Annotated in this window: 12 protein-coding genes; 6 read left to right on the top strand and 6 right to left on the bottom strand. The window is 39.8% G+C overall.

Annotation, left to right across the window (positions count from 1 at the left end; genetic code table 11):
• Positions 1-5: 5 nt before the first annotated feature.
• The 4 genes from MSKOL_RS04605 to rpl3p are packed head-to-tail and all read right to left on the bottom strand — an operon-like array spanning position 6 to position 2,759.
• On the bottom strand, positions 6-722 hold the full coding sequence (locus MSKOL_RS04605) for a 50S ribosomal protein L2 (protein WP_048118674.1): 717 nt from the start codon (positions 720-722) through the stop codon (positions 6-8).
• Between the two features lie 10 nt (positions 723-732).
• Positions 733-981: a 50S ribosomal protein L23 gene (locus MSKOL_RS04610; protein WP_048118677.1), complete on the bottom strand. Its 249-nt coding sequence runs from the start codon at positions 979-981 to the stop codon at positions 733-735.
• The gene (rpl4p, locus tag MSKOL_RS04615; RefSeq protein ID WP_048118681.1) at positions 978-1,739 is read right to left on the bottom strand and encodes a 50S ribosomal protein L4; all 762 of its coding nucleotides are present in this window, start codon (positions 1,737-1,739) and stop codon (positions 978-980) included. Before rpl4p ends, MSKOL_RS04610 begins: the two co-directional genes overlap by 4 nt.
• A 6-nt stretch (positions 1,740-1,745) precedes the next feature.
• Entirely contained in the window at positions 1,746-2,759 is a 1,014-nt protein-coding gene (gene rpl3p, locus MSKOL_RS04620) for a 50S ribosomal protein L3 (protein ID WP_048118683.1), read from the bottom strand.
• Positions 2,760-2,816: 57 nt separating this feature from the next.
• On the opposite strand from rpl3p, the gene MSKOL_RS19790 reads away from it, so the two are divergent.
• Positions 2,817-2,984, top strand: a complete 168-nt coding sequence (locus MSKOL_RS19790) for a hypothetical protein (protein ID WP_156150964.1) — start codon at positions 2,817-2,819, stop codon at positions 2,982-2,984.
• A gap of 842 nt (positions 2,985-3,826) precedes the next feature.
• Here the strand turns inward: MSKOL_RS19790 and MSKOL_RS20640 are convergent.
• Positions 3,827-3,994: a hypothetical protein gene (locus tag MSKOL_RS20640; protein WP_197078830.1), complete on the bottom strand. Its 168-nt coding sequence runs from the start codon at positions 3,992-3,994 to the stop codon at positions 3,827-3,829.
• A 1,339-nt stretch (positions 3,995-5,333) separates the two neighbouring features.
• On the opposite strand from MSKOL_RS20640, the gene MSKOL_RS18655 reads away from it, so the two are divergent.
• On the top strand, positions 5,334-8,648 hold the full coding sequence (locus MSKOL_RS18655) for a TIGR04279 domain-containing protein (RefSeq protein WP_052725340.1): 3,315 nt from the start codon (positions 5,334-5,336) through the stop codon (positions 8,646-8,648).
• A 248-nt stretch (positions 8,649-8,896) separates the two neighbouring features.
• Here MSKOL_RS18655 and MSKOL_RS19795 read toward each other — a convergent pair whose 3' ends face one another.
• Positions 8,897-9,196: a hypothetical protein gene (locus tag MSKOL_RS19795; RefSeq protein ID WP_231592443.1), complete on the bottom strand. Its 300-nt coding sequence runs from the start codon at positions 9,194-9,196 to the stop codon at positions 8,897-8,899.
• A gap of 73 nt (positions 9,197-9,269) precedes the next feature.
• Between MSKOL_RS19795 and MSKOL_RS19090 the strand changes: the two genes are divergently transcribed.
• From MSKOL_RS19090 to MSKOL_RS04645, 4 genes are all read left to right on the top strand, one after another.
• Positions 9,270-11,072, top strand: a complete 1,803-nt coding sequence (locus MSKOL_RS19090; RefSeq protein ID WP_082091033.1) for a TIGR04279 domain-containing protein — start codon at positions 9,270-9,272, stop codon at positions 11,070-11,072.
• 646 nt (positions 11,073-11,718) lie between these two features.
• Positions 11,719-12,732 carry a hypothetical protein gene (locus MSKOL_RS18660; protein WP_052725341.1) on the top strand — a complete coding sequence of 338 codons (1,014 nt, stop codon included), beginning with the start codon at positions 11,719-11,721 and terminating at the stop codon, positions 12,730-12,732.
• 333 nt (positions 12,733-13,065) lie between these two features.
• Positions 13,066-13,929, top strand: a complete 864-nt coding sequence (locus tag MSKOL_RS04640; RefSeq protein ID WP_052725342.1) for a hypothetical protein — start codon at positions 13,066-13,068, stop codon at positions 13,927-13,929.
• Between the two features lie 245 nt (positions 13,930-14,174).
• The gene (locus MSKOL_RS04645) at positions 14,175-15,308 is read left to right on the top strand and encodes a TIGR04279 domain-containing protein (protein WP_048153970.1); all 1,134 of its coding nucleotides are present in this window, start codon (positions 14,175-14,177) and stop codon (positions 15,306-15,308) included.
• The last annotated feature ends 13 nt before the right edge of the window (positions 15,309-15,321 follow it).

Below are 15,321 nucleotides of genomic sequence, written 5' to 3' on the forward strand. Positions count from 1 at the left end.
CCTCATCAGCGCTTCATTCCGGTCCTTCTAGCTGCAATCAGTCCGACCTTCCTTCCAGGCGGAGCGTTTCTGCTAACCGTTGTGGGCTTGCCCGGGTGCTTCCAGGCACCTCCACCGAATGGGTGGTCACGTGGGTTCATGGCAACTCCTGAAACCCTAGGATACTTAGCAGCTCTTGTTTTCATTTTGTGGTATTTTTTCCCGGCTTTGAGCCATGGTCTGTCCACACGGCCTCCGCCTGCAACGATACCGACAACTGCTCTGCACTTCGGATTAAGCCATTTAATGTTACCTGAAGGCATTGCTACTGCAGTTCTGTTAGGTTCATGGGTTACGACAGTTGCGTATACACCAGAGGAGCGCACGAATCTGCCGCCGTCATTTGGCTTTGACTCGATATTGCAGATAAAGAAACCTTCAGGCACCTTTCCTATAGGAACTATATTTCCTGGCCTGACATCGGCATCGTCTCCGCACTCGATTGTGCTCCCTACTGCAACTCCTTCTGAGGCAAGCAGGAGAAGTTCTTCCCCAGTTTCAAAGGCAACTTTTGCTATCGGAGCTGAGCGAGCAGGGTCGTGCTCGAGATTAATGACTTTCCCCTGAATCGACGTGTTCTCGTCAACACGGGGGTGCCTCAGTTCTGCCTTGTACTTGTGAGAAGGAGCTCTGTAGGTCGGAGTACCTCTACCCCTGTTTTGTGATATGATTCTTTTACCCATACATCACACCTCACATTAGTCCTATCCGGGTTGCAATCTCGTGTGCAGATTCAGGATCTTCGAATGTCAGGATTGCTTTTTTCGTGCCCTTCATGGTTGTCATGGTTCGCACGGCCTTTACCTTGAACCCGTACAGTTTTTCAACATCTTCTACGATCTGCTTTTTGTTTGACCTGGTATCCACGATAAACTGGAGCTTGTTTTCGTCAAGCAGCATCATCGCTTTTTCAGTAACAAAAGGATAATTAATGGAGCTCATTGGAATGCACCTTCCAGTTTCTCAACTGCGGATTCTGTCCAGATAGTAAGGCGCCCTGCGTGAGTACCAGGTGCGAGCAGTTCGGCATTCAGTGAATCCACTGTTGCAACGTCTACTCCTGAGAGGTTTCTTGCGGCCTTCAGGATAGGCGCACTTTCTCCTGCAACAATAAGGATACTCTTTTTGTGCTTGTATTTTCTACCTCTAAGCTTTCCGCGGCCTGCCCTGATGTGTCTTCCGTATTTTGCCCTGAGCACGTCTTCGTAGACTCCGATAGCCTGCAGGAATTCTATTACCTGCTTTGTCTTATCCAGGTCTTCAAGAGCGTTTTCCGTAACAATTGGAAGCTCGGCTTCAAAGATATGGCCCCTCAGGCTTACGAGGGTCGGATCCCTGGTTGCTGCGATTGCGGAGCGGATTGCATAGCGGCGTTCTTTGGTGTTGACTTTTTCGCTTCTGTCAGCTTCCGGTTTTGGTGGGTGGGCTCTTCTTCCGCCTCTTGCGTGCGGGACTCTTGCAGCTCTGCTGCTGTTTACGAGCCTTGGAATATGGGATGCGCCTCGCCCTGAACCCCAGCCTCTTGCGGAAGTTTCCATTCCTGCATAGAGACGGGGACCATAGGGTTGAAGCCTGTTTGCCTGTGCCGCAAGCACTGCCTTTTTAATCAGGTCAGGTCGGTAATCCACGTCAAACACGTCGGGAAGCTCAATCTCCCTGACAACCTTCCCTGTAAGGTCTATTGTTTTTGCTGTAGCCATTTCACTTCACCCCTGCTTGGATTCCCTGCTTATGTGAAGGATATTCGGTTCGCCAAGGTCGGCTTTCTTTGCCCTGATCGGATCTCTGAGTCTGATAAGTCTCTTGGAAGGCCCGGGAACACTGCCTTTGATCAGCACGTAATCCCCACGGACAAAGCCATAATTCATAAAGCCGCCTTCTGGAGTGACTTCTTCTCCATCGGATCCAATCTTAAGGATGCGCTTGTTGAACTCGGTTCTCTGGTGATATCCTGTTTGACCCATCTGCGGGACTCTCCAGGAGACGCGGCGAAGACCAAAGCCACCAAGAGTACCAATCTGCCTGAGACTGCCCTGCCTGGAGTGTTTGCCTTTCATAAGCTGGATGCCCCAGCGCTTGACAGGGCCCTGAGTACCTTTTCCGATAGTAATCGCAGCTGTGTCAACAAGTGTTCCGGTCTTGAAAACATCGGTTATGCTTACAAGGGTGCCGAGAATGGATTTTGCGTACTCGAACTTGGTGTTGAGATCTCTGGCGCTAATTCCGGATTCCATGATATCGGGCGTCTTTTTGGGGACCCCAGTAAGGCTCTTTGGCAGAGTATAGGTAACTGCTTTAATATCGCTTACCTTTCCTTCTTCTATCATTTTACCGATATTCCCAAGGGTTTCAGCCATGTTCTCCCCTTTTGGTATAGGGATCCTGCGTTTGAGTTCAGGATCAAGGTCTGTTGCCCATACCTCAGCGATTGCCTTTTCTCCGGTGGTGTCTTCTGCATAAGCCCGGATGGCTGCAACCCTTATTGCGGGAGTTTCGATGACAGTTACAGGTACGGAGATTTCCATACCCTGGGTAAGGCTGTTCTTTGTGTCATCAACCATGATCACGTGGGTCATGCCCACCTTGTACCCTGCAAAACCCTGTAGCCTTGGTTCACCTGTAGCCTCCGGCCAGGCTCTGAACCGTGGAATGTGGCTCTTTGCCCTTTTGCGTGGACTATATGCGAGGGAACCTCGTTTTGGTCGGTGTATGCTTGCCATATTTCTACTCCGTAAATTTCAATTAAAATGCCAGCCCCTCCGGTCGGCCCAACATGAGTGGAAAAAGAAAAAAATACACTGGATTCCCCGAACGCTACCAGGTGGGGAGGGACGTATTTAGACCTGCCTGGCACGTATGCCTCGAGCAGACCAGAGCTTTATGCTCCCGGTACCCTAATTCCTTCAGGCATCTGCAATATCCGATCCTCTTCCCAGCTTGTCTAGCAGGAGCATACTCTTAAAGGATCGATTTTACGATCCTGGCAGACCCTAATCCAGGCATCTGGCACTGATTTGAAACATTCAGTAGTCTGATTTGAAACTTCAGTATATGGTAACCTGATTTTAAATTCAGTTCCCTAATTGAAACTTCATTATTCAGTGACTGCAACCGCAACTCATCGAAAACTTGAACAGCTTCGTGCGATTTTAGGCGTCTCAGGACGCCAAAAGCGGGCGTTTCAAAGCATTGGCCCTTTAACACTCATGTTGATCCGACTTTTCTCACTGGATTTATCTTCAATGCAGGAAATCTTCCGTAAAGCACGGCAGAAAACCCTATCTCCCGGAAATTTCCAGGATATTAGCATTAAGCATCACATTGATCTGATTAGATAATTTCAAGCACTAAAGTGCGTGAAACTTCCATCTTGCATGTACTTTGCCTTTACATAGCATATCTAATATATAAAGCCTTTGCAGGGCGAGAAGAGAAGTCAGAAAGAAGAATCCATCACAGGAGAGAACAAAAATAAATAGACAAAAGCGTTCGAGCTTATACTTTCTAAATCAAAGAGTTGAAATATGGGATCACAGTTGACAGAATACCATCTCTACTTATCGGCCAGCAAAAACTTATAGACCGACCTGGATGTACGTTAACAGTCGGCCTGTAAGTAATATAATAACTATTATATGCTAGCTTGTTTAGTAGACAACTTTACAGAAATAAATTTAATGGAATCTGGTAATTGAAGTTTGTATCGAATTTCCCTATTTTTTAGTCTGAATTCGAATATTTGCTCATAAGACTATGATTTCAGTTCTGCTACTACAGTCCACCGGAATTATGTAGCTATTAAAGGAGAAACGCTATTACTCTGCTCATATTCAGATATTGAGAGGCAGTGAAGAGTGCAGTAAACAGCTTTCTTCTCCATGGTTTCTAAGACAATAAATTCATTTCCACAAACAGGACAAATCTTTTTTATATAAACATTTCTTATATAACTCATTGGACATCACCACTTTTTACACTTAGCTCTGGAACTAATTTTATGAATGAATTTTAAATCATATTTTATAAAGACTAAAAATAATGAGCTATTCAAGCTGCAACCGATAACCATGAGAATGAATCGTGTATTTTTTCCGCAAATTTCATTATTATTAGTCAATTATGTCGATATGATTTCACCCAGGATCATAAATATTAAGATAACCAGGTAAATAGTTTTAAGAATCATAATTTCTAATAAATAGTACTTTTTAATTTAAAACATAAAGTGCCTCTTTTAGATGTTTTTTGATGTTTTTACCTGAAATGAGTTGTTGGACAGCCTCTAAATGTTGAAGTGTTCATGGGTCTCCGCCTGCCAATACATTTAAACTAAAATATTTTTATCAGACGCCGGTTAAGGAACTTTCTTGCCAGAAGCTATCGATTTTGCATCAGAAACCAGCTTCAATTTTGGCCTGTTTACATGAAGTCGACACCCTATTTCAGCCTGCAACTTAACAAAATATTTAATAAATATTATGGAAATGGATGCAGTTGTCACGATTTCTCACGTAACCGAATACGCATGAAAAAATCTGTTCTGGTGACTAAAACTTTGGTATTTATTGCCTTTTTTGACACAGTTGCCTCAGTGCCTGTGAAATTATTACAGAAAATTTTGCTCTTTGTTGTTTTGCATGGACATCCTCATAATGTCCTCCATGAAAACTGTAGGACTTACGCACTTGAGGAACAAAACCAATTGCATCAAAGATTGTATATTAAAATCACGTTTTAGACAATTAACATTCCAATGCTGTTGATTTTTCAGTTCAACTGCTTTATAGTTCTAAACCAATGCGATCTTGAACTGAAAACCGTCTTATCCGTAGGAAATGACGAAGAGCCGAAAATTTGATTATTGAAGACATTACCCCGCGGTCAAGCAGAAATCTGCAGAAAGCCTGGCTCTGGAAGTAAAACTTCTTTTTGATCCAAGTCAAATCCAGAAGGAAAATATATTAAGGGAATTTGAACTAAGAAAGAAGAGTTTAAGTAATGAAAAGTCGAGATAAGTAGACTCAAGAGTCCTAATAATATTATTGTTACTACAGGTTATTCAAAGATAAAAAAATTTGAAAAATGAAAAGACTTTACAGAATATAGTTCATTATAAAATATAAACATGTTATTAAAATTCCCTTAAAATCTTTGTAATAAAAGATATTTATCTTGATAAATTTGCAGAATAACAAATCATGCTAAAATAAAACTTCAAATCACATATAAAATGCATAAAGAAATGTAAAAACCTAAACTTACGCAGAAAAGAGGATAATTAAGGGGTGCACTTATTGAAGAAAAAAACAGGAATTTACAATGAAACATCTGGTAGAAAATGGAGATTAATCTGTATTACTTTAGTTCTAATTTTTTCAGTAATTTCAATATCAGCTACAGGTGCGGAAAGCAAAACCAATAGTCAGACAGGGGACAAAATAGTACATGAGTCAGATACTGGAGTAAGTAATGAGACAGAGGATAACTGTTTGTACTGCATAGTAGACGAAAATTATGCCGAAGTTGACTGCTTTGACTGCACAGAAAGTGGCGAAGATAATAATACCGGAGATAAGTGCTCCTACTGCATAGAAAGTGATGAAAAAAACGATACCGGGAGCAAATGTTCATCCTGCACGAAAAGTGAAGAAAAAGATGAAAACGAGGATGAATGTCTGTACTGCATAGAAGATGAAGAAAATCTTGAACAAAAATCAGGAGGAAACAGTACAGAAACCCCGGAAACAGTAGTATATAATAAGTCAAAAACCGGAACTGGAACAAGTACCAAAATCCCGGAAACAGTAATAGATAATAAGTCAAAAACCGGAACTGGAACAAGTACAGAAACCCAGAAAACAGTAGTATACAATAAGTCAAAAACTGGAAGCGGGACAAGTACAGAAACCCAGAAAACAGTAGTAGATAATAAGTCAAAAACTGGAAGCTGGACAAGTACCGAAACCCAGAAAACAGTAGTATATAATAAGTCAAAAACCGGAACTGGAACAAGTACAGAAACCCCGGAAACAGTAATAGATAATAAGTCAAAAACCGGAACCGGAACAAGTACCGAAACCCCGGAAACAGTAGTAGACAATAAGTCAAAGACTGGAACCGGAACAAGTACCGAAACCCCGGAAACAGTAATAGATAATAAGTCAAAAACCGGAAGCGGAATAAGTACCGAAACCCCGGAAACAGTAATAGATAATAAGTCAAAAACCGGAAGCGGAACAAGTACAGAAACTCAGGAAACAGTAATAGATAATAAGTCAAAAACCGGAAGCGGAACAAGTACAGAAACTCAGGAAACAGTAATAGATAATAAGTCAAAAACAGGGGCAGAAGGAAGTGCCGAAACCCCGGAAACAGTAGTAGACAATAAGTCAAAAGCCGGAAGTGGAACAAGTACAGAAACTCAGGAAACAGTAGAAGACACTGAGCAAGGGGCTGAATTAGCTAACTCTCTTTTACATTACAATGTGTATAAAATAGGAGAAAACAAAAGTACAGAAACTCAGGAAACTGTAGAAGATAATAAGTCAAAAACAGAAGCAGGAACAAGTACAGAAACCCAGGAAGACAGCGAAGAAAATGACTCAAAAAGTTCAGAAACTAATGTATCTAGCGGGTATAAACTAATAACAGTAAATAAAACAGTCGCTCAAGAAAATGAATCCGACAGTGAAGATACAGATAGCCAGGAAAACAGCAAAGAAAATGACTCAAAAAGTTCAGAAACTAATGTATCTAACGGGTATAAACTAATAACCGCAAATAAAACAGTCGCTCAAGAAAATGAATCCGACAGTGACGATACGGATAGCCAGGAATACAGCGAAGAAAATGACTCAAAAAGTTCAGAAACTAATGTATCTAACGGGTATAAACTAATAACCGCAAATAAAACAGTCGCTCAAGAAAATGAATCCGACAGTGACGATACGGATAGCCAGGAATACAGCGAAGAAAATGACTCAACGAGTTCAAAAAGCGATGGATCTAACTGTAAATGCAAAATAATAACAGCAAATAAAACAGTAGTTAATGAAAATAAAACAACCAGTTCAGAAAGCAATGTATCTGACTTAAAATATAAAATAATAACAGCAAATGGAACAGCCGTCCAAAACAATTCCAACGCGAAAAATGAAACCAAAACCAAAACAGTTACTGAACCGAAAAGCGTGAAAAGTTCAGAAGTGGAAACTGAAACCAAAACCTCCAACGAAACTTCCAAAGGCACAGAAACTTCCAATGGTACAGGAACTTCCAACGACACAGGAACTTCCAACGACACAGGAACTTCCAACGACACAGGAACTTCCAGCGGCACAAATAGTGTGGAAAGTGAAGTAGTGAAATCTGAAGAAAACTGGACGAATAGTCTGAGTCAGGAAGTAAATGAAATAAAAGTATATAACTGGACAGACAGTCAGGGAAATGAGTCGGAAACACCTAAGATAAAAACAGAGAAAAATAGCTGGAACAATATTAAATTAATACTGTCATATTCCTATCCCCTTCGTTCGTTTTATACTACAAATGATAATGTGAATATAAGCTATAATGGACCTGAAGCTTTAGGACATCAGAATGTGGACATATATCTTATCAAGAAATACAGTCCGAGTTCTCCAGAAAATGGAACTTCATATAATATAAATGAGAGCACAATTATTCTTGAGGATGTCTTAAACAATGATACAGAAGCTTATGTCAAGATACCTGCGACCCTGAACAAAGAGGGAGACCTTACTCCACTGAGGCTGGACCCTCTTCAGGCCGGTCACTACTGGATCCTTATAACTCCTGCAGAAAACGAAGAGGAAAATACAGGATCAGAAAATAAAGTTCTTTTAGCAAAATATTTTGAAGTTCTCCAATATCAACTGGAAGCCAGAGCTCCGTATGCCCTTCAAGAAGGCGAAAACCTAGAAGTCAGCCTGGATCTGAAGAATGCATCTAATGAAAATAATTATACTTACTGGGTTGTACTGATAAAAGATAGCGCCTATACAGCATTTGAAGGCACGAACCCAACATGGAGAATGACCACCGGAATCAGGCCTATCGTGAATGGAGTTGACCTTATCAAGAGTTTGGAAACAAATTTGAGTGGACATGAATCCGAAAACGAAAAAGATGAACTTAGGAACGAGATCCAGACCCTTATAGGGAAAGATAATGGTACGATAAGCATAGGTGAGAAAAACCAGAACAACCTTTCACTGAAAAGCCTGGACCTTCCCCCAGGAAACTACCTGCTCCTTACAGGAGCATATGAAAATAATGAGGGCCTGACAGGCATATCTCAGGGAAATCTGAGGATATCCGCCGAAAACTTATCAGGATTGGGTTTGAAACCCGGCTCAGAAAATACCTTCGGTGATGAATCTTCGACGAAATTCAAAGACTCTCCGCTTATGGGAATTAAGTCTATTCTCGAAAATCCAAAATCATTCATACTCGAAGATATCAAGCCATATATTCAGGCAAACTCATTAGCAGAAGTCTTAAGAAACCCTCCAAAACTTCCCTCCTTCCTGTTAGGATTTGCAGTAACCCTACTGATAGGATTTGCAGTACTGAGGAAAAAGAAATGAAACCTGTAAACTAAACTCAGTGAAACAGGTCGGAAAATTCCCATCCAGTTATAAAAAAATCAAAAATCTTGAAAAAAAGATCGAGAGAAAGGGTGTAGAAGGCTACAATCCTTTCTCTTTACAGCTAGATACAAAAACCTGTACACTGGATGGGTTTTACTGCAGCAATACAAGATACTAAAAAGAATAAATATATAAACCAGTTTTATTATTTGTCCTTATGTCTGTCTAGAATTTTTACAAATAAGTTAGGTGTAAGAAGTAAATCCATAATACATCGATTCATAATACATCGATTCATAATACATCGATTCATAATACATCGATTCATAATACATCGATTCATAATACATCGATTCATAATACATCGATTCATAATACATCGATTCATAATACATCGATTCATAATACATCGATTCATAATACATCGATTCATAATACATCGATTCATAATACATCGATTCATAATACATCGATTCATAATACATCGATTCATAATACGTCGATTCACAATGCATCGATTCATGATACATCGATTCATAATACATCGATTCATAATAGCTATTCAATGGACAATAGCCTTTCTAGTCAAGAAAACACAAAGAGGAGAGGTTTAAAAAATTGCTTCCTGAAAAAATTAAGTTAATAGAGCCCGTTTTTACATTCATTAAAAATCCAAAGAATAAGGAAAGTTTGAGACTCCTGTTTTTGCTTCCTGTTTTTCTGTTCCTGATTCTTCCTCACGGAGCAGCTGCCTCAAGCAACTGGGAACTTACTCCTCAAAATCCAGTTGTTGGGGATACAATGGAGATAAAAGGAACTGGTTTTGAGGGAGATACTGCGAAAGTACTGGTATCTTTCGAAAAAGATGTGGAAGTTCAGGATGGAGAATATGAGTATCTGCTTGAAGATGTAGTAATCCCCTCTGGTTTTGACAACAGTTTTACCGTGCAGGCTGTAGGAGCAGATGATTTGAATGTGAGAGCAAAGCTGCTCCTATGGTTAACTAAAGGTGCAGAAGCAAAAGATGGCATTGCTACCGTTTCCCATACAAATGTCCCTCCAGGAACATATGAAATAAGGATTGACGGAAAGGCAAATGGTTCCAGTGTCAAACTCAAGATAACAGCCATGCAAGAGATAGAGGTAGATTCTGATGGAAATCTCAGCTATGAATATAATACTAAGTCTATACCGGCAGGTAATTTTGAAGTAAATGTTGAGGGCATTACAAAGCAAATAGAATTACAGCCATCAGAAAGCCTTCCTTCAGAAACAAACTCCTCGGAACAGAACTTAAGTGAAGAACAAAATAACGAAAGTCTGCCTTCAGAAATGAACTACTCTGACCAGAATTCAACTGAAGGAAATGATGACGAAAGCCCTGGAGATACATCTGAAGTTAAAGCATATAACTGGACAGACAGCCAGGGAAACGAGTCGATAACACCTGAGATAAAAACAGAGAAAAATAGCTGGAACAATATGATATTCATATTGTCATATCCCTATTCCCTTCGTTCATTTTACACCGTAAATGAGAGCATAAAGTTAAGCTACTACGGACCTGAAGCTTTAGGACAACAGAATGTGGATATATACCTCATCAAGGAACACAGCCCGAGTTCTCCAGAAAATGAAATTTCAAGTCTGAATGAAAGCACAATTAGGCTTGAGGATGTCTTAAACAATGATACAGAAGCTTATGCCAGGATACCTGCGACCCTGAACAAGAACGGAGACCTTTCTCCTCTGACACTGGGCCCTCTTCAGGCCGGAAGTTACTGGACCCTTATAACCCTTGCCGGAAACGAAACGGAAAAAACAGGATCCGAAAAAGAGATCCTTTTAGCAAAATATTTTGAAGTTCTCAAATATCAAATGGAAGCCAGAGTCCCGTATACCATTCAAGAAGGCGAAAACGTAGAAGTCAACCTGGATCTGCAGAATGCACCTGATAAGGATAATTATACTTACTGGACTTTACTGATAAAGGATGGGGCCTATACAGCATCTAAAGGCACGAAATCAATCTGGATGACCACTAAAATAAGGCCTATTGTGAACGGAGTTGACCTTATCAGGAGTTTGGAAACAAATTTGAGTGGATATGAATCCGAAAATGAAAAAGATGAACTTAAGAACGAGATCCAGACCCTTATAGGAAAAGATAATGGTACGATAAGCATAGGTGAGAAAAACCAGAGTAACCTTTCCCTAAAAAGCCTGGAACTTCCCACAGGAGACTATCTCCTCCTCGCAGGAGCCTATGAAAATAATGAAGGTCTGGCAGGTATAACCCAGAAAAAGCTGAGAATATCCCCCGAAAATTCGTACGGGTTGGACTTGAAATCCATATCCGGAAAATACCTTCGGAAGTATATCTTAGATGAAATTAAGAACCTCTCAGCTTATGGGAATTAAGTCCATTCTCGGAACCCAAAATCACTCATATCCAGAGATGTCAAGCTAAGTATTCAGGCAAACTCATTAGCAGAAAATCGTGCGAAATCCTCCAAACCTTCCCTCTTCATGTTAGGATTTGCAGGAACCCTGTTGATAGGGTTTGCAGCACTGAGGAAAAAGAAGTGGAACCGATAAATTAAACCCAGAAGACCAGACTGGAAAATTTCTATTAAGTCTTGATAAAAACAGAAAAACTTGAAAAATATAAGGAGAAAGGATTGTAGCTATCTACATTCTTTCTCCTTAATACTTGATGTAAAACCTACAGCCTCAAATTTGCTGTATATTTGAAGTCAAGTTTTTGCGTACAATGGAGAAATTGATCCCCTTATATAGAATTTTCTACCCCGTAATTTATTAGATTTGTGATTTTACAGCAAAAATTGTGCACTGCCTAAAAACCTGTATATAGATACACATTTTTTATTGTAAGCAGTGTGGAATACTAAAAAGTAAAATATATAAACCAGTTTTATCATTCATTATTATATCTGTCTAGAATTTTTATAATTAGTCCAGATATAAGAAGTGGACCTTTAATACACTATTCAATGGACAATAGCCTTTCTAGTCAAGAAAATACCAAGAGGAGAGGTTCAAAAAATTGCTTCCTGAAGAAATTAATCCAATAAAACCAGTTTTTACATTTATCCATAATTTGAAAAATAACGAAAATTTGAGACTCCTTCTTTTGCTTTCGGTTTTCCTATTCCTTATTAGTTCTTCCGGAGCAGCTGCCTCAGGTAGCTGGGAAATTATCCCCCAAAATCCCGCTTCTGGAGATACAATTGAGATAACAGGGACCGGCTTTGAGGGAGATACTGCGAAAGCGCTGGTATCCTTCGAAAAAGATGTGGAGGTCCAGGATGGAGAATACGAGTATCTGCTTGAAGATGTAATAATCCCCTCCAGCTCCTACAACAGCTTTACTGTGCAGGCAGAAGGGGTTGAGGATCTGAATGTGAGAGCAAAATTGCTCCTATGGTTAACTAAAAGCTCAGAGGCAAAAGATGGCACTGCTACCGTTATCCAGACAAACGTTCCTCCAGGAACATATAAGATCAGGATCGATGGAAAGGCAAGTGGCTCTAGTGTTAAACTCAAGATAACCGCCGTGCAAGAAGTTGAGGTAGATTCTGATGGAAGCATCAGCTATGAATATAGTACTAAGTCTATACCGGCAGGTGATTTTGAAGTAAATGTTGGGGACGTTACAAAACAGATAGAATTACAATCTTCAGAAAACCTGACTTCGGAAATGAACTCTTCGGAACAGAATACAAGTGAAGAACAAGATAACGAAAGTTCTGGAGATACGGTCCAGGAAAATGTGGGAAAATCTAGTGGAAGTACACGCGGGTCGGTCTTGATATCTAGTTCTGAGAATTCTACCGGAGATAATGACTCTTCAATAATAAATAAAATTTCTTCGCTTATGAGAATTAAATCCATTCTCGAAACTCCAAAATCATTCATATTAGAAGATGTCAAACCATACATTCAGGCAAATTCATTAGCAGAAGTCTTAAAAAACCCTCCAAAACTTCCCTCTTTCCTTTTAGGATTTGCAGGAACCCTGCTGATAGGGCTTGCTGTGCTGAAGAAAATGAAAAAATAAGAAAGTAAAACCAGAAAACCAGACTGGAAAATTTCCATTCCGCCTTGATAATAACAGAAAAACTTGAAAAAATAGTGAGAGAAGGGATGTAGCAGGTTATAATCCTTTCTCTTTATAGCTGAATGCAAAAACCTGTATGCTGGATATGTTTTGCTGCAAACAACACTAAATACTAAAAAGAAAAATATATAAACTAGTTTTATTATTTGTCCTATATCTGTCTAGGATTTTTATACTAAGTCCATATATAAAGAAAAATAGACCTGTAATATAGCTATTCAATGGACAATAGCCTTTCTAATCAGAAAATATCAAGAGGAGAGGTTAAAGAAATTGCTTCCTGAAGAAATAGAGTTCGTAAAGCCCATTTTTACATTTATCAAAAATCCAAAGAATATGGAAAGTTTGAAGCTCCTGTTTTTACTTCCTGTTTTCCTGTTCCTGATCATTTCTCCTGGGGCAGTTGCTTCAAGTAACTGGGAACTTACTCCCCAAAATCCAGTTGTTGGGGATACAATGGAGATAAAAGGAACCGGTTTTGAGGGAGATACCGCGAAAGTGCTGGTATCCTTCGAAAAAGATGTGGAGGTTCAGGATGGAGAATATGAGTACCTGCTTGAAGATGTAGTAATCCCCTCTGGTTTTGACAACAGTTTTACCGTGAAGGCTGTAGGGGCAGATGACTTGAACGTGAGAGCAAAGCTGCTCCTATGGTTAACTAGAAGCGCAGAGGCAAAAGATGGCACTGCTACCGTTTCCCAGTCAAATGTCCCTCCAGGAACATATAAGATCAGGATCGACGGAAAGGCAAGTGGTTCTAGTGTCAAACTCAAGATAACAGCCATGCAAGAGATTGAAGTAGATTCTGATGGAAGTCTCAGCTATGAATATAATACTAAGTCTATACCAGCAGGTGGTTTTGAAGTAAACGTTGAGGGTATTACAAAGCAAATAGAGTTACAGCCATCAGAAAGCCTCTCTTCAGAAACAAACTCCTCGGAACAGAACTCAAGTGAGGGAGAAGTCGGGGAAATAACTGCGAAAATAAAAGAAGAAATAGACAATGGAAATATTTCCAGTGAAGAAAATATACTTGCCGAGAGTTTCCAGAACCTGAAATCTCAGAAGATATGGATAGCAGGAATCTTAGCCGTATTAATATTATTTGTGGTTTATTTAAAGAGGAAAAAGTCCTAATAATGTACTGAGGGATTTTAAATACGATTGTTTTTAGAATTCTTTGAAGACACTTTCGATAAACTATAAATACATATTAATAGTAGACATGTCTAATAGACAAAATATATGAATATGAATTAATTTAATTAAAAAAGAAATTCGCGGATGAAAGCTTAATAATTAATGAAGTAGATAATAGACAAAAGTAGGAATATATAGCAAAAGTCCGGGATAAAACAAATATTAATTTAGGGGTGTAACGATTGAAGAAAAAAATAGGAATAAATGGAATAGATCTCAGAAAATGTAAATTAACCGTTGCTGCTCTAATCTGCATTTTCGCACTTATTTCGGTATCAGCCGCTGTTTGCGAAAAAGGACTCTGGATTGCATCTATAGAGAAAAATGGAGATAGCGCCATTTTTGCAGATCATGATGACAGCCAAGATAATGGCGGATGGATTCAACTCACCGGAGGAAAAGAAATCCAGCTTCCACAGCCTCTTAGCTTTACTTACAGTGGGACTAATTGTGTGGAAAAAGAAGGAATTGTATTTAAAATAAATAAGGACAAAGACGAGGAACTGAAATACACATATCCATACTCCACACATCCGTTTTATACTGAAAAACAGACTGTGAAAATGGACTATAACGGTCCTGTAGCCTTTAAGAAACAAGCAGTGAATATTTATCTTGTCAAGGGGCTTGATGTGAGTTCCATGGAAAAAGCTCTTGTGGATGCAAAATGCAAGAGCCTGAATGAAATCTTAAAAGGCGTTGACTACACTAAAACATGCGCAACTCTGGACAAGTGCGGAGACCTGTCTAAACCCCTTACATTTAACTCTCTTGAGCCTGGGAGTTACGGCATCGTCATAACACTTGCGGGCGACAAAGAAGAAAACGTAACGAAAGTTCTTTCAGCCACTTGCTTTGAAGTAGTTGACTATGAACTGAAAACGACGGTCGCCAACAATATTAAGGAAGGCGACAACCTTGATGTTCAGATGAGCCTGAAAAATGCACCTGCCGGAGAGTTTACCTACGGTGCCCTGCTGATAAATGAAGAAGCCTATAAAGCTGAAATGAAAGTTGACAGCAATGGAACAATAGATGGAACCAATGTTTCCGTTAACGATGTCGACCTCAGGACCCTGGGCATAAGCTCCGTAAACAAGAGTGAACTTGCAAACGGATTCCAGACGCTTATTGGAGAAGGTAACGGTACGATAAGCATAGGCGAGAAGAACCAGAATACCCTTTCCTTGACAGCCTTTGATCTCACGCCAGGAAATTACCTCCTCTTTACAGGCGCCTATGAACCTGGCAAAGGTCTTGTAGGCATAGACCAGCAAAAACTGAAAATAAGCGCAGACGGAACCTCACCGATATAATCGGAGACTCCGA

This window comes from Methanosarcina sp. Kolksee (genome assembly GCF_000969945.1).
Classification (GTDB): Archaea; Halobacteriota; Methanosarcinia; order Methanosarcinales; family Methanosarcinaceae; genus Methanosarcina; species Methanosarcina vacuolata.